The following is a 25335-nucleotide window of genomic DNA, read 5'->3' as shown; positions in this document are numbered from 1 at the left end:
GCGGCATGGCCGGCTGAGGCGCTCACGCAGCGCACGGCGGCAGCGGGATTCCCCCCTGCCGCGCGACGAAGCGCAGCAGCGCCTCGGCCAGCGTGCGCTCCAGCCGCACTTCCCAATAGGCGTTGTACTGGGTGATATCGAGGGCGGGAAAGGTGCGCCGCTGCGGCGAACGGAAGGGCGCGCGGTGGTCGAACTGGCGCAGGCAGCCGGCCAGCGCGCCCGCCCCGGCCTCCTGGGCGAAGGCGGCCAGGGCCAGCAGGGACTGGCGCACCGTTTCCTGCGCCGGCGCCGCCAGCCGGCGGCAGGGCCCGCCCGGCACCGGCTCCGATGGCGCATCCAGCCGCAGGCGCGCGGTGCTGGCGTGCCAGCGTACCGCGGCCGGCTGCCCGAGGCCCAGCGAGCGGGCCAGCGCCTGCACCATGGCAGCGCGCGGAGGTTCGGCGGTGCGTGTCTCGCAGGCCGCGCGCAGCGCGGCCCAGAAGCGGTCGAGGTCGGGCAGGCGGCCGGTCTCGATCGCTTCCCAGATATTGGCGTGGCCGTCCACCGCGATGCGCGTCTCGTCGACGCGCACCGGCAGGCCGTTGGCGCCGAAGCGCTCGGCCGCGCGCCGGATCATGCGCGCGGCGATGCGCCGGCAGAAGCGCTTGCGCTCGGCGGCGGCATCGGGCAGCGGTGGCACGGCCGAGGCCTCCATGCGCAGGCCGAGCTGGCTTTCCAGCACCATCACGGCGCGGAAGGCGCGCGCCGATTGTTCCTGCGCGTCGTGGAAGGCTTGGATCAGGGCGTTGTACATGGTCTCGCGCCGGCAGGCATCGATTCGATGGCCGATTCAATGCTGCGCCGGCACCACCTTGCCGCGGAACAGGTGGTACTGGTAGAGGTTGTAGCCGATCATGACCGGGAACACGAGGCCGATGCCGCACAGCATGAAGGCCAGCGTCGGGCTGTCCGAGGCGGCGGCCGCCACGCTCAGCCGGCCCGGCACCAGGTAGGGGAACAGGCTCAGCGCCAGGCCCGCGAAAGAGGTGATGAAGAGCACCGTCGCGCCCGCGAAGGGGCCGTGCTCGCCCCGCACCGCCACCGCGTAGAGCACGTAGGCGCAGGCCAGGGCGGCGACCACCGCGAATGCCGCCAGCACGTGGAACACCCCCGCGTCCTGCCAGCGCGTGGCGCCGACCTGGCTGAAGCGCAGGGTCGCGTACGACACCGCCAGCGCCGCCGCGACCGTGGTGGCCAGCGCCATCACGGTGTAGCGCCGGGCCGCGCTTTCCATGGCGCCGGTGGTCTTCTTGACCAGCCAGGTGGCGCCCAGCAAGGCGTAGCCGGACACCACGCCGATGGCGGTGATGATCACGAAGCCGATGCTGGCGGCGCCCGGCACGAAGCCGGTCAGGACCTTGCCCAGCACGATGCCCTGCGCGATCGCGGCGAGCAGGCTGCCGGCGCCGAAGACGCGGTCCCAGGCGGTCCTGCTGCGCTGGGCGGCGTGGCGGAACTCGATGGCGGCGCCGCGCATGATCAGGCTGGCGATCAGCAGCATCACCGGTACGTAGAGCTCGGAGAGGATGGTCGCGTAGGCCTTGGGGAAGGCGCCGAACAGGGCGCCGCCCAGCGCGACCAGCCAGGTTTCGTTGGCGTCCCACACGTGTCCGATGGACTGGATCATGACGTCGCGCTCGCTGGCGCGCCCGCGCAGCAGCGTCAGCATGCCGACACCGAGGTCGAAGCCGTCGGTGACGACGTAGAAGACGAGCATGAGGCCGATCAGGCCGAACCAGGCCTGGCTCAGCAGGGCCTGGGTGGAAAGGGGTGTCATGGAAGGTTCCTGCGAAGAAGGGGCGAGGTGGCGCCGAGGTGGCGCCGCCGTATGGAAATGGGGTACGGATCAGTAGTCCACGGCGTGCGCTGCCGCCACGCGGGCCGGCACGCGCGGTGGCATCAGGGTCAGGTCGGGGCCCTTGCGCAGCCAGCGGCGCGCGAAGACGAAGAAGGCCGCCAGCAGCGCCACGAAGAAGGCGCTGAACATCAGCATGCTGCCGCTGATGGTGGCGGCCGGGATGGCCGAGGCGGCATGGTCGGTACGCAGCAGCCCATACACCACCCAGGGCTGGCGGCCGACCTCGCGCACGATCCAGCCGCATTCCACCGCGATATAGGGCAGCGGGATCGCCAGCACCCAGGCCAGCAGCAGGCGGCGCCGGGCCAGCAGCGCGTCGACGCGGCCGCGTGTCTTGCGCAGGGCGACCACGGTCCACAGCGCCAGCACCAGGAACAGGAAGCCGATGCCCGCCATGGTGCGGAAGGTGTAGTACAGCAGCGGGATCATGGGTGGCTGGTCGGCCACCGGGATGTCCTTCAGGCCCTTGACCTGTCCGTGCAGGCTGTGCGTGCCCAGGATGCTGAGCATGCCCGGCACCTCGAGCGACCAGTCGTTGCGCTGTTGCGCGGCGTCGGGCCAGGCCAGCAGCGACCAGCTGGCGCCGGTGCCGGGGGCATTGGTTTCCCAATGGCCCTCGATCGCGGCGCCCTTGGCCGGCTGGGTCTCGAACACGTCGACGCCGCTGGCGTCGCCGAGCCAGACCTGCAGCGGGGCGACGAAGGCGAGCAGCAGCAGCGCCAGCTTGAACGAGCGCGCGAAGAACTCGGCATGGCGGCGCTTGAGCAGGTAGTAGGCCGAGATACCCGCGATCACCACCAGCCCGGTCTCGAGCGCGGCGAACCACATGTGCGAGACGCCCCAGGCCATGTCGGGGTTGAAGATGGCGTGCACATAGTCGGTCACCACCAGCTTGCCGTCGACCAGCGCGATGCCGCCCGGCGTCTGCAGCCAGGAGTTGGCCACCATGATCCAGAAGGCGGAGAGCGAGGAGCCGAGCGCGACCATCGCGGTGGCGAACAGGTGGACGCCCTTCGGCACGCGTTCCCAGCCGAGCATCATGATGCCGACGAAGCCGGCCTCCAGCATGAAGGCCATGGCCCCCTCGAAGCCGAGGATATTGCCGAAGAACTGGCCGGTGTACTCGGAGAACGGGCCCCAGTTGGTGCCGAACTGGAATTCCATGGGGATGCCGCTGACCACGCCAACGGCGAAGTTCAGCAGCAGCAGCTTGCTCCAGAAGCGCGCGTGGCGGTACCAGGCGACGTCGCTGGTGCGCACCCAGAGGATCTCGACGACGAGGAGGAAGGCGGACAGGCTGATCGTCAGGATCGGCCAGAGTATGTGGAAGACCGCGGTCATGGCGAACTGGCCGCGCGCGAGGTCTAGGGCTTCGATGGTCATGGGGGACTACCGCGAGGATGAGGGAGGGCGGCCGCGTCCGCCGGTGGCGGGCGCGGCTGCGTGGAGGGTGGCGTGGGGGGTTTGCCGCCCACGCCGGCACCTGGTGGTGCCGCTCAGAATGCCGGCAGTTCCGCGGGCTGCGCCGAGCGGTGCAGCAGCACCGGGATGGACTTGGAGGTCGGCGTGTTGCAGACGTCGCCCACGCTGTCCAGCGGCACCAGCGGATTGGTCTCCGGATAGTAGGCGCCGATGCAGCCGCGCGGGATGTCGTACTCGACCAGGCGGAAATAGTTGGCGCGCCGCTCGATGCCGTCGTCCCACACGGTGGTGATGTCGACCCAGTCGCCGTTGCGGAAACCGAGCATGGCGATGTCCGCCGGGTGGATGAAGACCACGCGGCGCATGCCGAACACGCCGCGGTAGCGGTCGTCCATCGCGTAGATGGTGGTGTTGTACTGGTCGTGCGAGCGGGTCGTCATCAGCGTCATCAGGCGCTCGCCGTGCTGGCGGCGCGCGCGCACGATGGGCGTGTCCTGCTGGACCGGGTGGACGATGAAGTTGGCCTTGCCGGTGGGGGTCTGCCAGTCGCGCTCGCGCGAGGCCACGCGCAGGTGGAAGCCACCCGGCTGCCGGATGCGTTCGTTGTACTGCTCGAAGCCGTCCAGCACCTGCTCGATGGCGTCGCGGATCCTGGCGTAGTCGCCTGCCATGGCCAGCCAGTCGACCTTCGCGCTGCCGAGCGTGGCGTGCGCGAGGTTGGCGATGATGGCGGTCTCCGACATCAGGTGGGGCGAGGCGGGTTTGTTCATGCCGTAGGAGACATGGACCATGCTCATCGAGTCCTCCACCGTGACGCCCTGCGCGACGCCGTCCTGCACGTCGATCTCGGTGCGTCCGAGGGTGGGCAGGATCAGCGCGTCGGCGCCGTGCACGAGATGGCTGCGGTTGAGCTTGGTGGCGATGTGGACGGTGAGGTCGCAGGAGCGCAGCGCGTCGAAGGTGCGGTAGGTGTCGGGCGTGGCCATGGCGAAATTGCCGCCCAGGCCCAGGAAGACCTTGACGTGGCCTTCGATCATCTGCTCGATGGTCTCGACCACGTCGAGGCCGTGCTGGCGCGGCGCGTCGAAGCCGAACACCGTGCCGAGGCGGTCGAGGAAGGCGGCCGAAGGCTTCTCCTCGATGCCGACGGTGCGGTTGCCCTGCACGTTGGAGTGGCCGCGCACCGGGCACAGGCCGGCGCCGGGGCGGCCGATGTTGCCGCGCATCATCAGCAGGCTGGCCAGCATCTGGACGGTCTGCACCGAATGCTTGTGCTGCGTGATGCCCATGCCCCAGGTGGCGATGACGCGCTTGCCGCGCGCGTACAGGCGGCCCAGCGCTTCGATGTCCTCGCGCGCCACGCCGGACTCCGATTCCAGCAGCGGCCAGCTTTCCTGGCGCAGGTCGGCGGCGAAGGCCTCGAAGCCGAGCGTGTGTTCGGCGATGAAGTCGAGGTCGAGCAGCCGCTCGGTGCCATCGGCGACGGCCTTGTCGTCGAGTTCGAGCAGGTGCTTGGCCACGCCCTTGATCAGTGCGAAATCGCCGCCCAGGCGGGGCTGGATGAAGGTCGAGGCGATCGGCGTGCTGCCCAGGGTCAGCATCTCGAGCGGATGCTGCGGGCTGGCGAAGCGCTCGAGGCCGCGCTCGCGCAGCGGATTGACGGAGACGATGGTGGCGCCCCGGCGCGAGGCCTCGCGCAGTTCGCCGAGCATGCGCGGATGGTTGGTGGCCGGGTTCTGGCCGAAGATGATCAGGGTGTCGGCCAGCTCGAAGTCGTCCAGCGTGACCGTGCCCTTGCCGATGCCGACCGCGTCCGGCAGGCCGCGGCTGGTCGCCTCGTGGCACATGTTCGAGCAGTCGGGAAAGTTGTTGGTGCCGAACATGCGCACGAACAGCTGGTAGAGGAAGGCGGCCTCGTTGCTGGCCCGGCCCGAGGTATAGAAGGCCGCCTGGTGGGGCGAGGCGAGGCCGTTCAGGTGCCGCGCGACCAGCGCGAAGGCGTCGGCCCAGGCGATCGGGCGGTAGCGGTCGGTCCGCGCGTCGTACACCATCGGCTCGGTCAGGCGGCCGTGCTGCTCGAGTTCGTAGTCGGTCTGCTTCATCAGCTCGGCGACGGTGTGCTCGGCGAAGAAGGCCGGCGTCACGCGCTTGGTGGTGGCCTCGGCGGCGACCGCCTTGACGCCGTTCTCGCAGAACTCGAAGGTCGAGGCGTGCTGGCGGTCCGGCCACGCGCAGCCCGGGCAGTCGAAGCCGTCGGGCTGGTTCTGCTTGAACAACATGCGGTAGTTGCCGCCGGTGACCCGTTCCTTGACCAGGTTGATCGCCACGTACTTGAGGGCGCCCCAGCCCGCGGCCGGATGGTGGTAGGGCTCGATCTTGCCCTTCGGTTCCCTGTTGCTATCCATGTACTGGACTCCACGTTGACGGCGCGCCGCGCTGTCCCGGGGGCGGGACGGTCCACGCGCTGGATTGGATGACCGCAAGCGTAAGGGTCTGGCGCGCAGGCGGAACGCACACTTGACGACGGCGTGGAAGAGTACAGTTGCGCCGGCGGCCGCGCTGGTGGCCGGACTGTATGCCTGTGCGGCGCGCCGGGGCTAGAATCGGCCCGTGACGACAAGGCGCGGAGAGAACAGGCATGGAAGCAGGACGGCCGGCCACGGAGAGCGGCGGGAGCAGCGATGCCGCCGATGGCATGGATAGCGCCAAGGGTGCCGAGGGCGTCGATGCCGGCGTGGCGCTGGTGCTCGAGCACCTGTGGGCGGCGCGCCGCGAGAGCCCGGGCCGCCCCTGGTCCCTGGCCAAGCTGGCCAAGCGGGCGGGCCTGCCGATGAGCGTGCTGCGGCGCACCCTGACCCTGCTGCAGGCGGCCGGCCTGGCCGATTTCGAGCTCGACGAGGCGGGGCGCGGCTTCGCCGCGCTGAGCGCGGAGGGCGAGGCGCTGTGCGCAACGGTGGCGCCGCCGGCCGAAGGCAGGGAGGCGGTCGCCGGCGGGCATAGCTGAGCGCGCGGCATCAGGCGGGAGGCTTGCCGAGGGGAACGCGGCATGGCTGTCATCGCCTTGTCACCAGAATGTCATCAATACTGCATAGGATGCATCGCATGGGGCGCGCTGCAGCCGGCGCCGGCCGCTGACTGCGCGGCCGGCCCGGCCGGCTCGGCCTGCGCAGTCCATGGCGCCCTTTCCTCCCTTCCCGCATTCCCCACGCCAAGATCCGAACACCATGTCCGACCAACCCGACGTGTCCCGCCGCAAGGCCCTGAAGTTCCTGGCCGCTGCCCCGATGCTGCCGCTCGGCGCCACCACCGCCGCCGCCCTGCTGGCCGGCTCGGGCGCCGCCGAAGCCGCCGCGCCCAAGGCGGCCTTCAGCGGGGCCGCCTTCGAGGGCATGGCGGCGCCGACGCTGGCCGACGCGGCCGCCATGGCGACCACCACCGTGGGCTCCGGCCTGACCGTGTCGTTCGCCGACGGCAGCCGCCGCAGCTACAAGCTGGCCTACCATCCCTTCTTCACCACCGGCGACCTGGTGCCGGACGGCAAGGGCGGCAAGGTCCTGGCCGGTGGCTACTACAACATCGCCAACCAGCCGATCCTCGACAACTCGGTGGCCGGCAAGGAGCGCCAGTTCTTCTCGGACAGCCCGGACGGCACCTCGCTGCTGTCGCTGGGCAAGGCGGCCAGGGGCAAGGTGCCGGGCGTCAAGGGCAACCCGGTGTTCGCCGTGGTGCAGTTCGAGTACACCACGCGCGACCAGAAGGGCGGCAGCATGTACGGCCTGCTGCCGTCGCCGATCGCCGTGCTGACGCTGGACCAGGATCCCCGCACCGGCAGCCTGCGCCTGGTCAAGTACCACAACGTCGATACCTCGGGCGTCAACGGGCTGTGGATCACCTGCGGCGCCAGCCTGTCGCCGTGGAACACGCACCTGTCGAGCGAAGAGTACGAGCCGGATGCCACCAAGGCGGCGACCGACCCGCAGCTGCGCGGCTTCAGCCAGAACCTGTACGGCGACGCCGGCAAGGCCAGCCCCTACCACTACGGCCACCTGCCTGAAGTGACGGTGCACCCGGACGGCACGGGCACCATCCGCAAGCACTACAACGTCGGCCGCATTTCGCACGAACTGGTGCAGGTGATGCCCGACGAGCGCACCGTGCTGATGGGCGACGATGCCACCAACGGCGGCCTGTTCCTGTTCATCGCCGATCGCCCGCGCGATCTCTCCAGCGGCACGCTCTACGTGGCCAAGTGGCACCAGACCTCGGGCACCGGCCCGGGTGCGGCCACGCTGAGCTGGATCCGCCTGGGCCACGCCGCCAGCGACGAGATCCGCGCGCTGGTCGAGGGCGGCATCAAGTCGGGCGACATCATGGACGTGAAGACGGCCGATCCGCAGGATGCCGCCTACACCCGCATCAAGTACAACGGCAAGGACAACTGGGTCAAGCTGGTGCCGGGCCAGGAGAAGGCGGCCGCCTTCCTCGAGACGCACCGCTATGCCGCGCTGGTGGGCGGCAGCCTGGGCTTCACCAAGATGGAAGGCACCACCGTCAACATCCGCGACAAGAAGGCCTATTCGGCCATCTCGCGCATCGAGAGCAGCATGCTCAAGGGCAACGCGGCCAACGGCGGCGACATCCAGGTCGAGGGCCCGTACTCGGGCGCCGTCTATGAGTTGAACCTGAGCGGCGGCCAGAAGGACCGCGACGGCGCGGCGATGGACAGCGCGTGGGTGCCGGTCGACATGGCCGCGGTGCCGGCACTGGTCAGCGAGGATCTCGGCGGTGGCGCCAAGAAACAGCAGGACGCGCTGGGCAACTTCGCCAACCCGGACAAGATCGCCACGCCGGACAACCTGAAGTTCTCCGAGAAGCTGCGCACCCTCTTCATCGGCGAGGACAGCAATACCCACGTCAACAACTTCCTGTGGGCCTACAACGTCGACACCAAGACCCTGAGCCGGCTGCTGTCCTGCCCGGCCGGCGCGGAGTCGACCGGCCTGCACGCGGTCGACGAGATCCATGGCTGGACCTACATCATGAGCAACTTCCAGCACCCGGGCGACTGGGAAGCGCCGTTGCACGACAAGGTGCAGGCCACGCTCGATCCGCTGGTGCGCGCCAACTACAAGGACCGCTTCGGCGCGGCCGTGGGCTACCTGACCGCCGACATGTCGGCGATCCGGCTGTCCAAGGGCTGAGCCCGCGCGCACGGCGCGCAGGATACGACCCCGCAGGCCGGTAGCCTGCGGGGTTTTTCACGTCCGGCGCCGACGCTGGTCCTCTGCGTCATTCGAAAGGCCCCCCGATCGACAGCGCTGGATGCACCGCCGCTCGGGGGCGCTTTCCCTGACGCAAGGGCCTAGCGGTGATGGCCGCCGCCGTGGAAGCCGCCGCCGCCGTGGAAGCCACCGGGGTTGCCGTGGAAACCGCCCATGCCACCGTGGAAGCGCATGCCGGGTGCGTGCAGGAAGACGTGGTTGATACGGTGGAAGTGATGGAAGCGGTCGATGAAGATCACGCCGCCGACAGCGGCACCGAACGGTGCCCAGTACCAGGGATCGGCATAGTAGGGCGGCTCGCCATAGCTGACCATGCCGCCGCTGGCGTCGACCATCTGCCAGGTGCCGTCAGGCTGCAGGCACGCCAGCCCCGTGACCTGCTGCAGGACCCCGTCCACCACGACCTGGCCGGTCATCTCCTGGCAGGGGGTGCCATCCATGTCCTGGCCGCTAGCCGCGGTGCCGAAGGCGGCCGCCGCCAAGGCCGCCGCGAGGATCGCCGGACGCCTGGCACGCGCGGCCAGGTCCGCCAGGCGCCCAGTCCAATACTTGCCCATGATTGCCACCCCGAGCGCGGAATGCCGGCGCCCGCGCTGCCGTCACAGGCGCGTGCGCCATGATTGCCTTGCCGGGCCGTCTTGCGCGGCGCACCGGTTTACCCGCGGGGCGGCAGGGGTGCTGCCCCGCTGTACGGTAAACGGGGCGGGCGGCGCGCTTATTCCGCCGGCGCAAGCAATCGGGCAATCCGTCGGGGCAAACGGGATCGGAGGGGGGGGCGATAGCGGAGGGCTACCGACGAGGACTCGCGCATCAGGTCGAGGTTGCTGGATGATGTGGCGTGCGAGAGCCTCGGCGGCATCTCGAATGATGCTTAATTTGTTCAGTATATTGGACAAATTGTGTGAAATTGCCTAGTATGGTGGACATATGAAGACCTACGCCGATATCACTCCGGTCCTTGAGCGACAGTTGCTTCTACAACTGGGCGATCGCATCAAGCGCTTGCGCAAGGCGCAGGGACTGACGACCATCGACATGGCCCAACGGGTCGGCATCTCGAGAACCACGCTCAGTTCGGTTGAAGCTGGTGATCCGACCCCATCAATCGGCACCTACCTCCGGGTCATGTCGGCCCTCGGTGTCGCCGGTGACCTCGCGATGTTGGTGTCCGATACGTTCCAGCCCGCTCCGCCGCAATCGGCTGGTGCGAACACGCGACGTGGCCGCCCGCAGGTTCAGGTTCTGGTCCGCTCGGATTCAGATCGGCACCAAGCGCAGGATTTGCAGAGTCTCGCCCTTCACGAAGAGGCGGTGCGCTTGTTACGTGCGAATCCCGAACTTGTGCAACGCGCTCGCGAGACGCTCGCGAAGTGGCGGGCGAAAGGGCCATCCCGCAGCGATAGTCTCTGGGCGGAATGGGAGAGTATCCTCGCGCACGGCACCTGGCGTAAAGCACTGGGCAGGACCAGGCGTGCCCAGGAGCTTCGACAGGCCTCACCGTTGCCGACGGTATTGCCGGACGATATCAGGCAAGGAGTGTTCTCCCAGGTCAAGGCACTCAAGCAGGGGGTCTTGATCGGGGATGCGGCCGACGAGTTGCCTGGTGAAGAAGGAATGCGATGAGGCGTGAGGACCTGGAGCACATCATCCGCGCGTCCGCGAGATCACCGGCGAGTACGAATTTGTCATCGTAGGCAGCCAGTCGCTTCTGGGCGGGCATCCTTATCCGCCGGCTGTCTTCACTGCGTCTGCCGAAGCGGACATTTACCCTCTGAACGCCCCGGCGAAAGCGGATGAGATCGACGGAGCGATCGGCGAGGGCTCGCGCTTCCACGAAATGAACGGGTACTACGCACAGGGCGTCGGACCGGACACGGCGGTCCTGCCGGAAGGCTGGATAAGGCGCGTGGAGCGGATCCAGAACGACAATACAAATGGTCGTATCGCTTATTGCCTGGGCACGATTGATCTCTTCATGGCCAAGGCCGTAGCGAATCGTGACAAAGACCGCGACTTCGACGTGGCTCTACTGGCGCATGGCTTCATCCAGGCAGATGAAGCGATCGCAATGGTCGACAAGATGCCACTCGACATCGCCGCGAAGGGCCGGCTGCGCGTACGGATCAACCGATGGATCAAGCTCGCGAAAGCAGGTTCCCCTTCCGTCTAGTGCCTGAGTCTTGAATTCGCGGAAGAGCCAAGCCTGTCGAGAAGACGTGCGAGGTCAGGAACGAAGCGCCGCAAGGCTGGAGCCTTGCGAGCATTCGTGACGACGCGTCGTGCGGCTCAGTGACAGGCTTAGGGCGGACTTAGTCCGCGAAATTCTCTGACGCAATGGACCAGGTGCGCGTCAAACTACGCAGGCGCCAGCAGCAGGCGCTCCATCAGCGCCTTGCGTTCTTCCTTCTGCGCGGCCGTGCCCTGGTTGGCCAGCAGTGACTCCGACAATTCATAGCTGTATAGCGCGAAGGCGCGCCCGCGCGCCTCGGCGATGCCGAAGCCGAGCGCGCTGAAGCACTGGGCGATATAGGACAGGCGCTTGGCGTCGACCTCGTCGAGGATCTGGCGCACGCGCTCGTCGCGGCGTGCCCAGGCGCGGATGGCGAGTTCGGTGGAGGCCGCTTCCTGCGCCGCCTCGCCGCGGAAGGGCAGCGACAGCAGGTCGCGGATCAGCTCGCGCGGCGGCAGGCCGCGCCGCTCGAAACGGTAGATGATCTGCTCGGTGGCCTCGTCGCGCCAGGCCATCAGCATGCGGTGCAGCAGGTCGTCGCGGTCCTTGAAGTGCCAGTAGAAACTGCCGCGCGTGACCGACATCTCCTTGGCCAGCACTTCGACGCGCACGGCGTCGACACTGCGGCTGACCAGCAGGTTGCGGGCGGCCCGGATCCAGTCTTCCGGCGTCAGCTGGCTGCGCGGCTGCGGGGAGGGCTCGGCGGGACTTCTCGGCATGTGGACTCCAGACTTCAGGGCGGCGGGCAAGGACTGCCCTGCATTCTACCGTCCCTGTTCCATACGGTAATGTATTGTATGGTTGTCATCGCAATGCGCGTTAACACCTAGGAATTACGAAGGATATCGCCTTGACCATCGCCGATTGCCTCCATACCATACACATACGTATGTGTATGGAGAAACCGATGGGCAAGTTTGAGGGCGTGGGCAAGACGCTGCTGGCCGCCGAGCACCAGACCAACTACTTCGACCTGGGCCAGGGCAAGCCCCTGTTCCTGCTGCACGGCTCCGGCCCCGGCGTGTCGGGCTGGACCAACTGGAAGGGCGTGATGAACGAGCTGGCGCAGTCGTTCCGCGTGATCGTTCCCGATATCGCCGGCTTCGGCTTCACCGAGTTCAAGGACGACGCCAAGTACGACATCAAGTTGTGGGTGCGCCACCTGGTCGGCATCCTGGACGCGCTCGAGATCGAGAAGGCCTCCTTCGTCGGCAACTCCTTCGGCGGCGCGCTGTCGCTGGGCCTGGCCGTGTTCGATCCCAAGCGCGTCGACAAGCTGGTGCTGCTGGGCACGCCGGCCGGCGAGTTCGAGCAGACGCCGGGCCTGCGCTCGGCCTGGGAGTACGAGCCCTCGCCGGAGAACATGGAGCGCACCATGCGCCTGTTCCCCTTCGACCAGTCGATCATCACGCCGGAGATGGTGCAGTCGCGCTACGAAGCCAGCGCCCGTCCGGGCGCGCAGGACGCGCTGCGCAAGCTGATTCCCCGCCCCAATGCCGACGGCCCCACCGTCGTCAAGGGCTTCCCCGAGCATGTGGTGGCCAAGATCGAGGCGCCCACGCTGGTGCTGCACGGCCGCGAAGACCGCGTGGTGCCGCCGGCCTGCGGCCAGTTGCTGGCGCGTGCCATCCCCAACGCCGACCTGCACCTGTTCGGGCGCTGCGGCCACTGGGTGCAGACCGAGCGGCGCGACACCTTCCTCAAGCTGGTCGCCGACTTCTGCGCCTGAGGACGCACGCCATGAGCCGCAACGTACTCGAGCGCGTGCTGCACCAGCTCACCGTGGACCGCGCCGCCAAGCAGCGTTTCCGCGAGGACGCCGCTGCCTACCTGCAGCGCTTCGCGCTGAGCGAGGCCGAGCGCGCCATGCTGACCGGCTTCGACGTGCTCGGCCTGCAGCAGGCCGGCGTCAACCCGATGCTGACCATGGGTTTCTGGCAGGAGCTGTCGCCCGAGCGCGACATGCGTGCCTACATGCGCAAGCTGCGCCCGCTCGGTGCGCACGAACCGGTGCACAGCGCGGCGCTCAAGCCATAGCCGGCCACAGCAGGCCATCGGTGGCGGGCGGGGACACCCGCCGCGCCACCCGGACGAGGATAGAGGAAGAAGATGGGACAGATCGTAGGCGGCTTCCTGGTGCCGCATGATCCCGTGATGTTCGTCGCGCCGCAGGCTCCCGCGGCCGCGGTGCAGGAGCGCATGTGGGGTGCCTTCGGCCAGTGCGCGCGGCGCCTGGCGGAGCTGGCGCCCACCAGCGTGGTGATCGTCGGTGCCGACCACTACATGCTGTTCGGCACCGCCTGCCTGCCGAGCTACCTGATCGGCACCGGCGATGTCGACGGGCCGCTCGATGCCATGCCGGGCCTCAAGCGCGGCGTGATTCCCAACAGCGAGGCGCTGGCCACCCACATCGCCGCCGACGGCCATGCGCGCGGCTTCGACTGGGCGGTGGCGCGCGCGCTGACGGTGGACCACGCCATCGCCATTCCCAACCAGTTGATCGTGCAGCCGCTGCGCGAAGCCGGCCACGCGGTCGGCACCATCCCGGTCTACCTGGCCGCCGGTGTCGATCCCTATATCCGTATCGGCCGCGCCATCGAGGTGGGCCGGCAGATCCGCGACGCGGTCGCATCGTTCGATGCCGGCGAGCGGGTCGCGGTGATCGGCAGCGGCGGCATCAGCCACTGGGTCGGCACCGCGGAGATGGGCCGCGTCAACGAGGCCTTCGACCGCGAGATCCTCGACTACGCCGTGCGCGGCGACCTGGCGGCGCTGGCCGCGCTGCGCGACGACTACATCCTGGCCCACGGCGGCAATGGCGGCATGGAGATCCGCAACTGGGCCTGTGCCATGGGCGCGCTGGAAGGCGCGCGCGGCGAGGTGATCGCCTACGAGGCGGTGCCCGAGTGGGTCACCGGCCTGGGTTTCGTCCAACTGCACCTGCAGTGAGGCCGCCGCGATGCGGGCCGGCAGGGTAACCGGATAGCAAAGATGAGCAAGAAGATTTTCCTGATCCAGCGCGATGCGCTGCAGCCTGGCGAGGTGCGCAAGGTGGAGACGCCGGGCTGCCCGCTCGCCGTCTACAACGTCGACGGCACCTTCTACGCCACCAGCGATGTGTGCACGCACGCGACCGCCTCGCTGTCGGCGGGCGAGATCGTCGACGGCGACCTGATCGCCTGCCCGCTGCACGACGGGCAGTTCCATATCCCCACCGGGCAGGCCATGGGCTTTCCCTGCACGGTCGACCTGCGCACCTACAAGGTGATCGAGGAGGGCGACGCCATCTACGCCGACCTCGAGCAGGAGTCCGAGGCAGCCGCTTCGGCCATTTGAGGAGGACGACATGACCGCATCGACCGCATCGACCGCATCCCCCGGCACGCCGGCGCACGACTGCACCGGCAACTGCGAACGCCTGCGCAAGGATCCCGCCAGCGAGCCGCTGCCGGGGCTGGAGCGCCTGATCGACCTGGACAGCGGCCGCCTGTCGCGCCGCGTCTACTGGGACCAGCGCGTCTACGAGCAGGAGCTGGAGAAGATCTTCGCGCGCAGCTGGCTGTTCCTCGCGCACGAATCGCAGATTCCAAAGGCCGGCGACTACGTCACCACCTACATGGCCGAGGACAACGTCATCGTGGTGCGCCAGAAGGACGGCTCGATCAAGGCCTTCCTCAACACCTGCCCGCACCGCGGCAACAAGCTCAACTTCACCGACGCCGGCAATGCGCGCGGCTTCATCTGCAACTACCACGGCTGGAGCTTCGGCATCGACGGCGCGCTGCGCGGCATGGCGGGGCAGGAGCTGTTCGAGGCCAGCGGCATGGACCGTGCCGAGCACGGCCTGCACCCGGTGGCGCAGGTGGCCAGCTACAAGGGCCTGGTGTTCGGCAACATGGACCCGGACGCGCCCTCGCTGGAGGAATTCCTGGGCGATTTCCGCTACTACCTGGACGTGATGCTGGACATGGATGGCGAGGGCACCGAGTTCATCGGCGGCTGCGTCAAGTCGGAGATCCGCTGCAACTGGAAGGTGCCGGTGGAGAACTTCATCGGCGACATCTACCACGCGCTGTGGACCCACGACTCGGCCGCGCGCGCCATGCTGGGCGGCCCGGTGGCCGAGGTGTACAAGGATCCCGATTCCTACCACGTCAACGTCAACGGCCATGGCTGGGAGTTCAACCTCGACGTGGTCGGCAACGCCGCCACGCTGGGCGACAAGGAGATCCGCAAGTACCTGTACGGCATCCAGCCCAAGGTGGCGCAGCGCCTGGGCGAGTTCCGCTCCAAGATGATCGGCTCGATCTCCTCGGTCAGCGTGTTCCCCAACCTGTCCTTCCTGCCGGGGCAGAACACCTTCCGCGTGTGGCATCCGCGCGGTCCCGGCAAGATCGAACTGCACACCTGGACCATCGTCAACAAGAGCGCGCCGCAGGACATCAAGGACCGCTGGCTGAAGGGCACCATGATGACGTTCTCGCCTTCCGGCGTGTTCGAGATGGACGATGGCGAGAACTTCGAGTTCTCAACCCGCACCAACGCCGGCTTCGTCACCCGCCAGCAGGACCTGTACATGGGCCTGGGGCGCGGCACGCGCCTGGACGGCAGCGGCCTGCCGGGCAACGTCTACCGCAACCAGGTCAACGAGGCCAACCACCGTGCCTTCTACCAGCGCTGGCTGGACCTGATGCAGGCGCGCGCCTGGCACGAGGTGCCGGAGCGCGACAAGCCGGCCCTGCCCGACAGCGCCTTCACTTACGGCCAGCAGGCCAAGGAGGCCGCATGAGCGCGCTGCCCAAGGAAGCCGGCATCGACGCGGCCGCTCCGGTCGACCTGCCCACCGCCCATCGCATCACGCAATTCCTCTACCGCGAGGCACGCCTGCTCGACGCCGAGCGCTGGCAGGACTGGCTGGCGCTGATGAGCGAGGACATCCACTACTGGATGCCCGCCATCGAGAACCGCCGGCGCGCGGACAAGCTGGGTGCCTATGCGCCGGGGCGCGGCGCCTACTTCGACGACAACCTGCTGGACCTGTCGCGCCGCGTGGCGCGCTTCCAGCAGCCGTCGGCCTGGGCCGAGGACCCGCCCACCCGCCACGTGCACGTGATCAGCAATGTGGAGGCGCTGCACGGCGCGGCCGCCGGCGAGTACCTGGTGCACTCGGTCTTCGTCAACTACCGCAGCCGCGGCGAGGCCGACAACGACCTGCTGCTGGGCCGGCGCGAGGACCTGCTGCGCGTGCACGGCGAGCCGGAGGCGGGCGAGTTCCGCATCGCCCGGCGCAAGATCGTCATCACGCAGTCGCTGTTCCTGTCCAAGAACCTCAACACTTTCCTCTGACACCGACATGGGCTGGCTAGACAAGGACGTGGCGCTGGTGACCGGCGCCGGCTCGGGCATCGGCCTGGCGGTGCTGCGGCGCTTCCTCGCCGAGGGCGCCGCGGGCGTGGGCGCGCTGGTGCGCAATGCCGCGGCGGCCGATGCGCTGCGCGCCGAGTTCGGCGCGCGCGTGGCGGTGACGGTGGGCGACGTGCGCTCGCCGCAGGCCAACGAAGCGGCGGTGGCCGCCACCGTGGCCGCCTTCGGCAAGCTCGATACGCTGGTGGGCAACGCGGGCGTGTGGGACTACTTCGCACCGCTGCGCAAGTTCAGCGACGGCGAGCAGCTCGCGCGCACCTACCGCGAGGTGTTCGACGTCAATGTGCTGGGCTATCTGCTGGCCGCTTATGCGGCGGCGCCGGCGCTGCGCGAGAGCCGCGGCAGCATGATCTTCACGCTGTCCAACGCGGCCTTCTACGCCGGCGGCGGCGGCGCGGCCTACGTCGCCTCCAAGCATGCGGGCGTGGGCCTGATCCGCCAGCTCGCCTACGAGCTGGCGCCCGAGGTGCGCGTCAACGGCGTGGCGCCCGGCGGCACCGTGACCCCGCTCAAGGGGCCCGAGGCGCTCGGCAAGCAGGACGCCCGGCTGTCGGAGATCCCGGGTTTCTCGGAGGCGGTGGCCAACGCCATGCCGCTCGGCTTCATCGCCCAGCCGGAGGACCACGCCGGGCACTACGTGCTGCTGGCCTCGCGCAGCAATTCGCCGGCCACCACCGCCGCCATCCTGCAGAGCGACGGCGGCTGGGAGGTGCGCGGCAGGCCGGGGCGCAAGCCGCAGTCCTGAGGCCGCCGCCGGCAGCCCGACGAATCACCGAAGACTCACCGAAGACTCACCGAAGACAACGACAAAGAGACAACGATGACCGCCCCCCAATCCCCGCCCGCCAGTGGCACCGCCGCGCAGGCCGCGCTGCGCGCCGCCTTCGGCGCCGCGCGCCTGCCGGTGATGGCCGCGCCCATGTTCCTGGTGTCCAGTCCGGAACTGGTCTGCGCCAGCCGCGACGCCGGCATCGTCGGCACCTACGCGGCGCCCAACGCGCGCGATATCGGCGCGCTGGAGACCGCGCTGGCGCGGATCGCCGCGCATGCCGCGGCGGCCGACGGCCCGCCCTGGGCGCTCAATATGATCGTGCACAGCAGCTACGACCGCTTCGACGCCGAGATGGCGCTGGTCGAGCGCTACCGTCCCGGCATCGTGACCACCGCGCTGGGCAGTCCGCGCCGCGTGCTCGAGCGCGTGCACGGCTACGGCGGCCTGGTGATGGCCGATGTGATCACGCCCGCGCTGGCGCGCAAGGCCATCGATGCCGGCGTGGACGGCCTGGTGCTGGTCAGCAGCGGCGCGGGCGGCCACACCGGCCAGTACCACCCCTTTGCCTTCCTGGAGGCGGTGCGCCGCTTCTGGGACGGCCCGCTCGGCCTGGCCGGCGCCATCTCCAGCGGCGCGCAGATCCGCGCGGCGCAACTGCTCGGCGCCGACTTCGTGGTGGTGGGCACGCGCCTGATCGCCACGCCCGAGAGCCTGGCCGCGCCGGCCTACCGCGACCTGCTGGTGGCCAGCGAGATGGACGACCTGGTGCTGTCCTCGGCCGTCTCCGGCGTGCCCGCCAACTGGCTGCGCCCCACGCTGGAGGCCGCCGGCTTCAGCGAGGAGCAGCTGCGGCAGCCGGGCAGGATCGATTTCTCCGGCGATATCGCCGCCGCGCCCAAGGCCTGGAAACACGTCTGGTCGGCCGGGCACGGCGTCGGCGCCGTGCGCGCGGTGGCGCCGGTGCGGCAGGTGGTCGATGAGCTGGCGGACGGCTATGCGGACTGCCTGCGGCAGGAGGCACGCGCTTTGCCGGCGCTGCTGGAGCGCCACGCCCGGGCCGCCGGGCCCCGCCTCGCCGCCTGAGCGGCGGGTGGCGCGGGCGATCCCCCGCGCGGGTCCCGCCACGGCATCCGCATCCGTTTCCGCATCCGTTTCCGCCTGCGCATTCGTCCCGGTATGCGCACCGGCAACTGCGCCGGCATCCGGACCGGCTACAGAACCCAAGAGGTAGACACAGCATGACAGCCAAGCCCATCCAACTAGCGGCCGATGCCCTCCATGAGGCCCGCCGCACCCGCACGCCCATCGCACGGGTGTCCGAGACCTTCGGCATCGCCGGCCTGGAGGCCGCCTACGCGGTCGCCGCCGCCAACACCCGCCGCGCGCTGGCCGAAGGCCGCGTGCTCAGCGGCAAGAAGATCGGCCTGACCTCGCGCGCCGTGCAGCAGCAGCTCGGCGTCGACCAGCCGGACTTCGGCGTGCTGTTTGCCGACATGGAGTACGTCAGCGGGGCCGAGATCCCGGCCAGCGCGCTGATCCAGCCCAAGGCGGAGGGCGAGATCGCCTTCGTGATCGGGCGCGACCTTGACGAAGCGCCCACCTGGGGCCGCTTCCTGCGCGCGGTCGAGTACGCGTTGCCCGCCATCGAGATCGTCGACAGCGCGATCGCCGACTGGCGCATCACGCTGGTCGACACGGTCGCCGACAACGCCTCCTGCGGGCTCTACGTGCTGGGCACGGACCCGCGCCGCATCACCGACCTGGCGCTGGCGGACTGCGCGATGCGCTTCACGCGCAACGGCGAACCCGCCTCCGAGGGCAGCGGCGCGGCCTGCCTGGGCCACCCGCTGCACGCCGCCTGGTGGCTGGCGCGCACGCTGCTTGCGCTGGGCGAGCCGCTGCGCGCGGGCGACGTGGTGCTGTCGGGCGCGCTGGGACCGATGTTCGCGCTGGCGCGCGGCGATGCCTTGCACTTGGAGGTGGACGGCCTGGGGAAGGTGCAGTGCCGGGCCGATTGATCGATGGACGCAAGCGCCCGTCGCCAGAACGGGCCAGAGGAGACCGCAATGCGAGTTGAACACAGGAAGAACCCCATGCAGCCACGCCGCGCGGGCCACCGTGCCGGGCTGGCCCCGGCCCTGGCCCTTGGCCTTTCCCTTGCGCTGGCCGCCTGGTGCGTGCCGCTGCACGCGCAGGCGCCCAAGGGCGCGGCGGTGACGATCGGCGTGACCGTGTCGGCCACCGGGCCGGGCGCCTCGCTCGGCATCCCGGAGAAGCAGGCCATCGGCATGCTGCCCGCGACGCTGGGCGGCAAGCCGGTGCGCTATGTGGTGCTGGATGACGCGACCGATCCCTCGGCGGCGTCGCGCAACGCGCGCAAGCTGATCGAGGAGGACAAGGTGGACGCGGTGGTCGGTTCCTCCACCACGCCGGCCTGCCTGGCGGTGGCCGCCGTCGCCGCCGAGAGCCGCACGCCCTCGATCGGGCTGTGCCCCTTCGTGCCCAAGCCGGAATGGCTGCAGTGGGCCTTCTCGCTGCCGCAGTCGGTGGCGGTGATGTCGGCGGCCCTGTTCGACGATATGCGCGCGCGCCAGGTCAAGACGCTGGGCTTCATCGGCTACAGCGATTCCTATGGCGAGTCCTGGCTCAAGGACGTGGCGCAGCGCGCGCAGGCGGCCGGCATCCGCCTGGTGGCGAGCGAGCGCTATGCGCGCACCGACCAGGCCGTCACCGGGCAGGCGGTCAAGCTGCTGGCGGCGCGCCCGGACGCGGTGCTGGTGGCCGGCAGCGGCACGCCGGCGGCGCTGCCGATGCGAACCCTGCGCGAGCGTGGCTACCAGGGACCGATCTACCAGACCCACGGCGTGGCCAACAACGATTTCCTGCGCGTGGGCGGCAAGAGCGCCGATGGCGTGGTGCTGCCCGCCGGCGCGCTGCTGGTGGCCGAGCAGCTGCCGGCCGCGCATCCCAGCAAGGCGGTGGCGAGCGACTTCGTCAGGCGCTACGAGGCCCGCTACGGCGCCGGCTCGCGCGACCTGTTCGCCGGCTACGCCTATGACGCCTACCTGGTGCTGGAGCGCGCGGTGGCGGCGGCAGGCAAGAGCGCCCAGCCCGGCACCGCGGAATTCCGCCAGGCGCTGCGCGATGCCATCGAGGCCACCGCCGACCTGCCCGGCTCGCATGGCGTGATCACCGTCGGCAAGAGCGACCATTCCGCCTACGACACGCGCGGCCGCGTGCTGGTCAAGGTACAGGACGGTGGCTGGAGGCTGCAGCCATGACCGCACAGACCGCACAGACCGCACTGCGGGCCGCGATCCCTGCGGCTCCTGCCGCCGCTGCCACGCACGGCGGCGCAGGGCTGGTGCCGGACATGCCGGTGGCGCTGGCACGGCCCCGCATCCTGCGCGAGGACCGCGCCGACGGCAGCTTCGTGCTGCGTTCGGCCGAGCCGCTGCAGCCCTACGACCGCTGCATCGGCGACTGGCTCGAACACTGGGCGCGCGTGGCTCCCGACCAGCCCTTCCTGGCCGAGCGCGCGCCGGGCGGCGCGGGCTGGCGCCGCGTCGGCTACGGCGAGGCGCTGGCGGCGGTGCGCGCGCTGGCACAGTCGCTGCTCGACCTGGGCGTGGCGCCCGAGGCGCCGGTGGTGGCCCTGTCCGACAACAGCGTGAACCTGGCGCTGCTGTCGCTCGCGGCCATGCACGTGGGGCGCCGCATCGCGGTGGTGTCGTCGGCCTATACGCGCCTGGCGCGCGACCATGCCAAGCTCCATGCCATCCTCGACCGGCTCGGGCCGGGCCTGCTCTACGCCGAGGACGGCGCGCAGTACGGCGGCGCCATCGCCGGCTGGCGTCCGGCCTGCCCGGTCGCCTTCGGCGGCGGCGCGGCGGGCAGCGGCATCGTCTGCGCGCTCAGCTTCGACGACCTGCTGGCCGCGCGCCCCGGGCCGGAGGTGGACGCCGCCTTTGCCGCGGTCGACGGTGCCACGGTGGCGCGCGTGCTGCTGACCTCGGGCTCCACCGGGGCGCCCAAGCTGGTGCCCAACACGCATGCCATGCTGTGCGCCAACCAGCAGATGATCGCGCAGTGCTGGCCCTTCGTCGACCGCGCCCGCCCGGTGGTGCTGGACTGGCTGCCGTGGAGCCATACCTTCGGCGCCAACCACAACTTCAACCTGGTGCTGCGCAACGGCGGCACCCTGTACATCGACGCCGGCCGCCCGGCGCCCGGCGCCATCGAGCAGACCATGCAGGGCATCCGCGAGGTGCGGCCCACGCTGTTCTTCAACGTGCCGCGCGGCTACGACGTGCTGCTGCCCTACCTGGAAGCGGACCCGGCGCTGGCCGAGGCGCTGTTCGGCCGGCTCGACATGCTGTTCTTCGCCGCCGCGGCGCTGCCGCAGCCGATCGCCGAGCGCCTGCGCGCGGTGGCGCGGCGCGCGCGCCAGGCGCCGCTGTTCTTCACCACGGAGTGGGGCTCGACCGAGACCTCCCCGGTGATCACCAGCGCCCACTTCGCCACCACCGACACGCGCAATATCGGCGTGCCGGTGCCGGGCCTGGAACTGAAGTTCGCGCCCTGCCAGCAGAAGTACGAGTTGCGCGTGCGCGGCCCGTCGATCTTCCCCGGCTACCTGGGCGACGAAGCGAAGACGCGCGAGGCCTTCGACGAGGAGGGCTTCTACAAGATGGGCGACGCCGGCCTGCTGGCCGATCCGGGCGATCCGGACGGCGGCGTCATCTTCGACGGCCGCGTCTCGGAGGACTTCAAGCTGACCACCGGCACCTGGGTCTCGGTCGGCACCCTGCGCGTGCGCGCCGTGTCGGCGCTGTCGCCCTACGCCATGGACGTGGTGGTGGCCGGCCACGACCGCGACGAGATCGGCCTGATGATCTTCCCCGCGGCGCCGCTGCGGCAGCTCGCCGGCGACGCGGCCGGCGCGCTGTGCGGCAAGTCGCTCGGCAGCCATCCGGCCGTGCAGGAGGCGCTGGCGGCCGTGCTGGCCGAACTGTGCCGGGGCGCGGGCTCGGCGCAGCGGCCCGTGCGCGCGGTGCTGCTGTCGGCGCCGCCGTCGATCGAGGAGGGCGAGATCACCGACAAGGGCTATATCAACCAGCGCGCCGTGCTGGCGCGCCGCGCCGACGACCTGGCGCGGCTGTATTCGGACTGCGTGTCGGTGATCCGGCCGCGATGATGCAACGGCGCGTGCCGCGGCGGGCAGGTCCCGGCCCCGGCGCGCGCCGCGAGGACCAAGCCGTAAGGAGCATTCGTGAAGTACAGGATCAGGATCGAGCCCGCGGGCGTGGAGATCGAGTGCGATGCCGGGCAGAGCCTGCTCGACGCCGCGCTGGCGCAGGGCTATTTCCCGCACCATAGTTGCCGCCGCGGCGAGTGCGGCGCCTGCCGCGTGCAGCTGCTGTCGGGCGAGGTCGGCTATGCGCCCGGGCGCCGGCCGGATGGCGCGGCGGCGCTGGCGGCGGACGAGTGCCTGAGCTGCCAGGCCGTGCCGCGTTCCGACGTGGCGATCCGTGCGCCCGAGGTGCTGGCCGAGCCCGGCCGCCGCGTGGTGCAGGCCAGCGCACGCGTGCTGGAGGTGGAGCGGGTCTGCCACGACGTGGCGGTGGTGCGCCTGCAGCTGCCGGCATCCGCCGGCTTCCAGTTCAAGGCGGGACAGTATGCCGACGTGATTCTGCGCGATGGCAGCCGGCGCAGCTATTCGATGGCCAATCCACCTAACGCGGACGGGCTGATCGAGTGGCATGTGCGCGCCATGCCCGGCGGCCGCTTCTCGCCGCATGTGTACGAACGGCTGAAACCGCGCGACCTGTTGCGCGTGGAGGGGCCGTTCGGCGCCTTCGGGCTTGCCGAGAGCGAGGCACCGGTCGTGCTGCTGGCCTCCGGCACCGGCTTCGCGCCCATCGCCGCCATGCTGCGCAGCCAGGCCGACGCGCTGGCGCGGCGCGGCGCCGTGCTGTACTGGGGCGGGCGCCGGCTGGAGGACCTCTATGCACGCGAGGAGGCCGAGCACTGGGCGCAGCGCCATCCCGGCTGCCGCTTCGTGCCGGTGCTGTCGGACCCGGCGCCCGGCTGGCACGGGCGTACCGGCTTCGTGCACGAGGCCGTGGTGGCCGATATCCCGGACCTGGCGGGCCACGAAGTCTATGCCTGCGGCAATCCGCTGATGGTGGACGCGGCGCGCACCGTCTACTGCCAGGATCACGGACTGCCGCCGGCGCGCTTCCACAGCGATGCCTTCGTCACGCGCTGCGAGCCGCGCGAGGCGGCGCAGGCAGCTTAGGTCGTCCGCAGTGCCTGGATAGCCGGGATCGACTCCGCCCGGGTGCGGGCTGCCCCGAGGCGCTCGGAGTCGGCACGCGCGGGCGTGGCCGGCTGGCGTGCCTGGCCGAAGGCGCCGCGCGCCGGCCGCGCGTCAGCGCCGGTCATGCCCGCCACCGTGTCCGCCGCCTCCATGACCACCGCCGCCACCGTGTCCGCCACCGCCACCGCCACCGCCACCGCCACCGCCACCGCCATGGCCGCCACCGTGCCCACCACCGCCATGGCCACCGCCTCCACCGCCGTGTCCACCACCGCCAGGGCCACCGCCGCCAGGGCCACCGCCACCACCGTGGCCGCCCCCACCGTGCGGACCTCCGCCTTGCCAGCCGCCCGGGCCACCGTGCCCGCCGCCGGGCCCACCATGCCAGCCGCCGGGGCCCGGGCCGGGCGGTCGCCCGCCGGCATGGCCGCCCGGCGGCCTCCCGGGCAGCGGGCCGGCGTGGCCGGGAGGCAGGCCGGGCGGGCGCACGTAGGCCGGCGGGCGCGGTCCCGGGTGCGGCGGCGGGCCGTAGCCGCCGGGCGGCCGGTAGCGTGACCAGCGGTCGCGGTCGCCGTACCAGGGACGGCCGCGGTAGTAGTCGCCCCAGTAGGCGCCCAGCGAGAAGGACAGGATCGGCAGGCCGATCATGGCGCCATAGCCCAGCAGCGGCACGCTGCGGCCCTGGTAGGGATAGGTCAGGCTGCCGCCGTAGACCCAGCCGCGCAGGCTGGACACGCCGATGTCGCACCAGCTGTAGCCGCTCACGCAGCCCATCACGGTGACGGCGGTGCCGGGGGCCAGCTGGGCCACGGCGGGGTAGCCGGCCGAGGGGCCGGCATAGATCATCACCGGGCCGTTGGTATAGGCGAGCACCTGGGCGCTGGCGGTGCCGGGCTGCGCCAGCAGTGCAGCGAGGCCGGCCAGGCCGGCCAGCGCGGCCGGGGCGAGTCGGTTCTTGCGCATGCGTTGTCCTCCTCGGAGAGCCTGTTCCGCATGGCGTGCCGGAAACCGGCCGCCGGCGGCGGAAAGCCGGCGCCCGCGCGGCGGCGCGGGCGTCTTATCCAGCATAAGGCATGGCGGAGGTGGACCCCAATGCGCCTTTGTATGAGTTGTGACCGGATCTTGCCGGCACCGCCGGTGGCCGCCTGGTAGCCCGGGCCGACGCCCTTGCGACGCGGGACCCTAGTCCACTGCCAGGCGCAGCATCGGCCAGCGCGCCAGCCAGCCCTTGGCGGCCAGGCGGGCGTCGAAGATGTCGCGCTTGCGCGTGCGGAAGCCAGGGGTCGGCCGCACGATGCCGGCGAACAGGTCGTCCAGTCCGTAGGGCGCGGCGATCTCCAGATCGCCGCTGGGGCCCAGCCGCACGCCTGTCGCGGTCGCGGTCTCGGGCCAGTGGCGCATGGCGTCGGTGGCGTCGGCATAGGGCGGGTCGCCGTTGCGCCGGTGCATGCGGCCCTGGTGCTTGACCGACCAGTCGGCGGCGGGTTCGAGCGCGCGCAAGCGCTGCGCCAGGGCGAGATCAAGGCCGGGGTGCGCCGGCCCGGCCGCCGGGCGGTCGAACCAGATGACGTCGATGTCCGTGTCGGGCGGGGCCGGCGCGCGCCCGGCGAGGTGGTCCCAGACCGCGTTGCGCACGAAGCCGGCGGCGATCCAGCAGTCGGGCAGCGCCAGCGCGGCCGCGGCGCGCAGCAGTGCCAGGCGCCGCGCATCGGCCAGCAGCAGGGCGCGCAGGCGGGCGGCCTGGGCGGCCTGGGCGGGATCATCCGGCGCGCTCGGCATGCGTGGCAGGGCAAGCTGGTGGGGAGAGGTCGGGGCGGGCTTTGTCATCCGCGCTCATTCTTCCATGTGCAGGGCGCCGGGCAAAGCGCCGCGCGCGGTCGAGTACACTGCCGGCAGGCCAGCCGGCCGGCGCTGCCCGCGCTGTACGCCGGGTGCTGCATCCGCATGCCGCGCACCGGCTGCCGTTCCATCCACAACGCCGAATCT

The 25335-nt window shown here is 70.5% G+C and carries 25 protein-coding genes; 16 read left to right on the top strand and 9 right to left on the bottom strand.

Annotated features, from left to right (window positions below):
• Positions 1–22: 22 nt before the first annotated feature.
• The 4 genes from BKK80_RS32635 to BKK80_RS32620 all read right to left on the bottom strand — a co-directional run bounded on the left by BKK80_RS32635 (position 23) and on the right by BKK80_RS32620 (position 5724).
• On the bottom strand, positions 23–793 hold the full coding sequence (locus BKK80_RS32635) for a hypothetical protein (RefSeq protein WP_071072822.1): 771 nt from the start codon (positions 791–793) through the stop codon (positions 23–25).
• Between the two features lie 36 nt (positions 794–829).
• Positions 830–1816 (bottom strand): cytochrome d ubiquinol oxidase subunit II, encoded by a 987-nt coding sequence (cydB, locus tag BKK80_RS32630; RefSeq protein WP_071072819.1) that lies wholly within the window; start codon positions 1814–1816, stop codon positions 830–832.
• Between the two features lie 69 nt (positions 1817–1885).
• Positions 1886–3280 (bottom strand): cytochrome ubiquinol oxidase subunit I, encoded by a 1395-nt coding sequence (locus BKK80_RS32625; protein WP_071072816.1) that lies wholly within the window; start codon positions 3278–3280, stop codon positions 1886–1888.
• Positions 3281–3393: 113 nt separating this feature from the next.
• The gene (locus BKK80_RS32620) at positions 3394–5724 is read right to left on the bottom strand and encodes an FdhF/YdeP family oxidoreductase (protein ID WP_071072814.1); all 2331 of its coding nucleotides are present in this window, start codon (positions 5722–5724) and stop codon (positions 3394–3396) included.
• Between the two features lie 233 nt (positions 5725–5957).
• On the opposite strand from BKK80_RS32620, the gene BKK80_RS32615 reads away from it, so the two are divergent.
• Entirely contained in the window at positions 5958–6323 is a 366-nt protein-coding gene (locus tag BKK80_RS32615) for an ArsR family transcriptional regulator (protein ID WP_335582938.1), read from the top strand.
• A gap of 220 nt (positions 6324–6543) precedes the next feature.
• Positions 6544–8520 carry a PhoX family protein gene (locus BKK80_RS32610; protein WP_071018212.1) on the top strand — a complete coding sequence of 659 codons (1977 nt, stop codon included), beginning with the start codon at positions 6544–6546 and terminating at the stop codon, positions 8518–8520.
• Positions 8521–8681: 161 nt separating this feature from the next.
• On the opposite strand, the gene BKK80_RS32605 is transcribed toward BKK80_RS32610, so the two are convergent.
• Positions 8682–9158: a hypothetical protein gene (locus tag BKK80_RS32605; protein WP_236903865.1), complete on the bottom strand. Its 477-nt coding sequence runs from the start codon at positions 9156–9158 to the stop codon at positions 8682–8684.
• Between the two features lie 370 nt (positions 9159–9528).
• Here BKK80_RS32605 and BKK80_RS32600 point away from each other — a divergent pair, with 370 nt between their 5' ends.
• Positions 9529–10224 (top strand): helix-turn-helix transcriptional regulator, encoded by a 696-nt coding sequence (locus BKK80_RS32600; RefSeq protein ID WP_071072812.1) that lies wholly within the window; start codon positions 9529–9531, stop codon positions 10222–10224.
• Between the two features lie 40 nt (positions 10225–10264).
• Positions 10265–10771: a DUF6036 family nucleotidyltransferase gene (locus tag BKK80_RS32595; RefSeq protein ID WP_335582981.1), complete on the top strand. Its 507-nt coding sequence runs from the start codon at positions 10265–10267 to the stop codon at positions 10769–10771.
• 185 nt (positions 10772–10956) lie between these two features.
• Here the strand turns inward: BKK80_RS32595 and BKK80_RS32590 are convergent, their stop codons facing one another.
• Positions 10957–11550: a TetR/AcrR family transcriptional regulator gene (locus BKK80_RS32590; protein WP_071018214.1), complete on the bottom strand. Its 594-nt coding sequence runs from the start codon at positions 11548–11550 to the stop codon at positions 10957–10959.
• Between the two features lie 188 nt (positions 11551–11738).
• Between BKK80_RS32590 and BKK80_RS32585 the strand changes: the two genes are divergently transcribed.
• From BKK80_RS32585 to BKK80_RS32530, 12 genes are all read left to right on the top strand, one after another.
• Positions 11739–12560: an alpha/beta fold hydrolase gene (locus BKK80_RS32585; RefSeq protein ID WP_071018216.1), complete on the top strand. Its 822-nt coding sequence runs from the start codon at positions 11739–11741 to the stop codon at positions 12558–12560.
• Between the two features lie 11 nt (positions 12561–12571).
• Positions 12572–12868, top strand: a complete 297-nt coding sequence (locus BKK80_RS32580) for an extradiol ring-cleavage dioxygenase (RefSeq protein WP_071018218.1) — start codon at positions 12572–12574, stop codon at positions 12866–12868.
• 72 nt (positions 12869–12940) lie between these two features.
• Positions 12941–13780 carry a DODA-type extradiol aromatic ring-opening family dioxygenase gene (locus BKK80_RS32575; protein ID WP_071038958.1) on the top strand — a complete coding sequence of 280 codons (840 nt, stop codon included), beginning with the start codon at positions 12941–12943 and terminating at the stop codon, positions 13778–13780.
• A gap of 42 nt (positions 13781–13822) precedes the next feature.
• Entirely contained in the window at positions 13823–14167 is a 345-nt protein-coding gene (locus BKK80_RS32570) for a non-heme iron oxygenase ferredoxin subunit (protein WP_071022142.1), read from the top strand.
• 10 nt (positions 14168–14177) lie between these two features.
• Complete coding sequence (locus tag BKK80_RS32565; RefSeq protein ID WP_084545846.1) at positions 14178–15620, top strand: aromatic ring-hydroxylating dioxygenase subunit alpha; 1443 nt, start codon at positions 14178–14180, stop codon at positions 15618–15620.
• Positions 15617–16177 carry a 3-phenylpropionate/cinnamic acid dioxygenase subunit beta gene (locus BKK80_RS32560; RefSeq protein WP_083384387.1) on the top strand — a complete coding sequence of 187 codons (561 nt, stop codon included), beginning with the start codon at positions 15617–15619 and terminating at the stop codon, positions 16175–16177. The genes BKK80_RS32565 and BKK80_RS32560 overlap by 4 nt, the downstream gene beginning before the upstream one ends.
• Positions 16178–16184: 7 nt before the next feature.
• Positions 16185–17000: a 3-(cis-5,6-dihydroxycyclohexa-1,3-dien-1-yl)propanoate dehydrogenase gene (gene hcaB / locus BKK80_RS32555; RefSeq protein ID WP_071018221.1), complete on the top strand. Its 816-nt coding sequence runs from the start codon at positions 16185–16187 to the stop codon at positions 16998–17000.
• A 75-nt stretch (positions 17001–17075) separates the two neighbouring features.
• The gene (locus tag BKK80_RS32550) at positions 17076–18110 is read left to right on the top strand and encodes an NAD(P)H-dependent flavin oxidoreductase (protein WP_083384388.1); all 1035 of its coding nucleotides are present in this window, start codon (positions 17076–17078) and stop codon (positions 18108–18110) included.
• A 155-nt stretch (positions 18111–18265) separates the two neighbouring features.
• Complete coding sequence (locus tag BKK80_RS32545; RefSeq protein ID WP_071018223.1) at positions 18266–19045, top strand: 2-keto-4-pentenoate hydratase; 780 nt, start codon at positions 18266–18268, stop codon at positions 19043–19045.
• A gap of 75 nt (positions 19046–19120) precedes the next feature.
• Positions 19121–20308, top strand: a complete 1188-nt coding sequence (locus tag BKK80_RS32540; RefSeq protein ID WP_071072809.1) for an ABC transporter substrate-binding protein — start codon at positions 19121–19123, stop codon at positions 20306–20308.
• Positions 20305–22224 (top strand): feruloyl-CoA synthase, encoded by a 1920-nt coding sequence (locus BKK80_RS32535; protein ID WP_335582969.1) that lies wholly within the window; start codon positions 20305–20307, stop codon positions 22222–22224. Before BKK80_RS32540 ends, BKK80_RS32535 begins: the two co-directional genes overlap by 4 nt.
• 75 nt (positions 22225–22299) lie before the next feature.
• Positions 22300–23328: an FAD-binding oxidoreductase gene (locus BKK80_RS32530; RefSeq protein ID WP_071018226.1), complete on the top strand. Its 1029-nt coding sequence runs from the start codon at positions 22300–22302 to the stop codon at positions 23326–23328.
• Here the strand turns inward: BKK80_RS32530 and BKK80_RS36845 are convergent.
• The 3 genes from BKK80_RS36845 to BKK80_RS32520 all read right to left on the bottom strand — a co-directional run bounded on the left by BKK80_RS36845 (position 23325) and on the right by BKK80_RS32520 (position 25176).
• Positions 23325–23474 carry a hypothetical protein gene (locus tag BKK80_RS36845; RefSeq protein WP_157128507.1) on the bottom strand — a complete coding sequence of 50 codons (150 nt, stop codon included), beginning with the start codon at positions 23472–23474 and terminating at the stop codon, positions 23325–23327. The two genes, BKK80_RS32530 and BKK80_RS36845, sit on opposite strands and share 4 nt — an antisense overlap.
• Entirely contained in the window at positions 23461–24312 is an 852-nt protein-coding gene (locus BKK80_RS32525; RefSeq protein WP_071072806.1) for an SH3 domain-containing protein, read from the bottom strand. The genes BKK80_RS36845 and BKK80_RS32525 overlap by 14 nt, the downstream gene beginning before the upstream one ends.
• A gap of 219 nt (positions 24313–24531) precedes the next feature.
• Positions 24532–25176 (bottom strand): nucleotidyltransferase family protein, encoded by a 645-nt coding sequence (locus tag BKK80_RS32520; RefSeq protein WP_236903863.1) that lies wholly within the window; start codon positions 25174–25176, stop codon positions 24532–24534.
• Positions 25177–25335: the final 159 nt, after the last annotated feature.

It is taken from the genome of Cupriavidus malaysiensis, assembly GCF_001854325.1.
GTDB lineage: Bacteria > Pseudomonadota > Gammaproteobacteria > Burkholderiales > Burkholderiaceae > Cupriavidus > Cupriavidus malaysiensis.
Note: the sequence above shows the minus strand (reverse complement) of the source record. Positions and strands in the feature narration are given on the sequence as shown.

Excerpts from the sequence above, each read along its gene's own strand:
- BKK80_RS32635 (WP_071072822.1), bottom strand. The coding sequence starts at position 793 with ATGTACAACGCCCTGATCCAAGCCTTCCACGACGCGCAGGAACAATCG.
- cydB (WP_071072819.1), bottom strand. The coding sequence starts at position 1,816 with ATGACACCCCTTTCCACCCAGGCCCTGCTGAGCCAGGCCTGGTTCGGC.
- BKK80_RS32625 (WP_071072816.1), bottom strand. The coding sequence starts at position 3,280 with ATGACCATCGAAGCCCTAGACCTCGCGCGCGGCCAGTTCGCCATGACC.
- BKK80_RS32620 (WP_071072814.1), bottom strand. The coding sequence starts at position 5,724 with ATGGATAGCAACAGGGAACCGAAGGGCAAGATCGAGCCCTACCACCAT.
- BKK80_RS32615 (WP_335582938.1), top strand. The coding sequence starts at position 5,958 with ATGGAAGCAGGACGGCCGGCCACGGAGAGCGGCGGGAGCAGCGATGCC.
- BKK80_RS32610 (WP_071018212.1), top strand. The coding sequence starts at position 6,544 with ATGTCCGACCAACCCGACGTGTCCCGCCGCAAGGCCCTGAAGTTCCTG.
- BKK80_RS32605 (WP_236903865.1), bottom strand. The coding sequence starts at position 9,158 with ATGGGCAAGTATTGGACTGGGCGCCTGGCGGACCTGGCCGCGCGTGCC.
- BKK80_RS32600 (WP_071072812.1), top strand. The coding sequence starts at position 9,529 with ATGAAGACCTACGCCGATATCACTCCGGTCCTTGAGCGACAGTTGCTT.
- BKK80_RS32590 (WP_071018214.1), bottom strand. The coding sequence starts at position 11,550 with ATGCCGAGAAGTCCCGCCGAGCCCTCCCCGCAGCCGCGCAGCCAGCTG.
- BKK80_RS32585 (WP_071018216.1), top strand. The coding sequence starts at position 11,739 with ATGGGCAAGTTTGAGGGCGTGGGCAAGACGCTGCTGGCCGCCGAGCAC.
- BKK80_RS32580 (WP_071018218.1), top strand. The coding sequence starts at position 12,572 with ATGAGCCGCAACGTACTCGAGCGCGTGCTGCACCAGCTCACCGTGGAC.
- BKK80_RS32575 (WP_071038958.1), top strand. The coding sequence starts at position 12,941 with ATGGGACAGATCGTAGGCGGCTTCCTGGTGCCGCATGATCCCGTGATG.
- BKK80_RS32570 (WP_071022142.1), top strand. The coding sequence starts at position 13,823 with ATGAGCAAGAAGATTTTCCTGATCCAGCGCGATGCGCTGCAGCCTGGC.
- BKK80_RS32565 (WP_084545846.1), top strand. The coding sequence starts at position 14,178 with ATGACCGCATCGACCGCATCGACCGCATCCCCCGGCACGCCGGCGCAC.
- BKK80_RS32560 (WP_083384387.1), top strand. The coding sequence starts at position 15,617 with ATGAGCGCGCTGCCCAAGGAAGCCGGCATCGACGCGGCCGCTCCGGTC.
- hcaB (WP_071018221.1), top strand. The coding sequence starts at position 16,185 with ATGGGCTGGCTAGACAAGGACGTGGCGCTGGTGACCGGCGCCGGCTCG.
- BKK80_RS32550 (WP_083384388.1), top strand. The coding sequence starts at position 17,076 with ATGACCGCCCCCCAATCCCCGCCCGCCAGTGGCACCGCCGCGCAGGCC.
- BKK80_RS32545 (WP_071018223.1), top strand. The coding sequence starts at position 18,266 with ATGACAGCCAAGCCCATCCAACTAGCGGCCGATGCCCTCCATGAGGCC.
- BKK80_RS32540 (WP_071072809.1), top strand. The coding sequence starts at position 19,121 with ATGCAGCCACGCCGCGCGGGCCACCGTGCCGGGCTGGCCCCGGCCCTG.
- BKK80_RS32535 (WP_335582969.1), top strand. The coding sequence starts at position 20,305 with ATGACCGCACAGACCGCACAGACCGCACTGCGGGCCGCGATCCCTGCG.
- BKK80_RS36845 (WP_157128507.1), bottom strand. The coding sequence starts at position 23,474 with ATGACCGGCGCTGACGCGCGGCCGGCGCGCGGCGCCTTCGGCCAGGCA.
- BKK80_RS32525 (WP_071072806.1), bottom strand. The coding sequence starts at position 24,312 with ATGCGCAAGAACCGACTCGCCCCGGCCGCGCTGGCCGGCCTGGCCGGC.
- BKK80_RS32520 (WP_236903863.1), bottom strand. The coding sequence starts at position 25,176 with ATGACAAAGCCCGCCCCGACCTCTCCCCACCAGCTTGCCCTGCCACGC.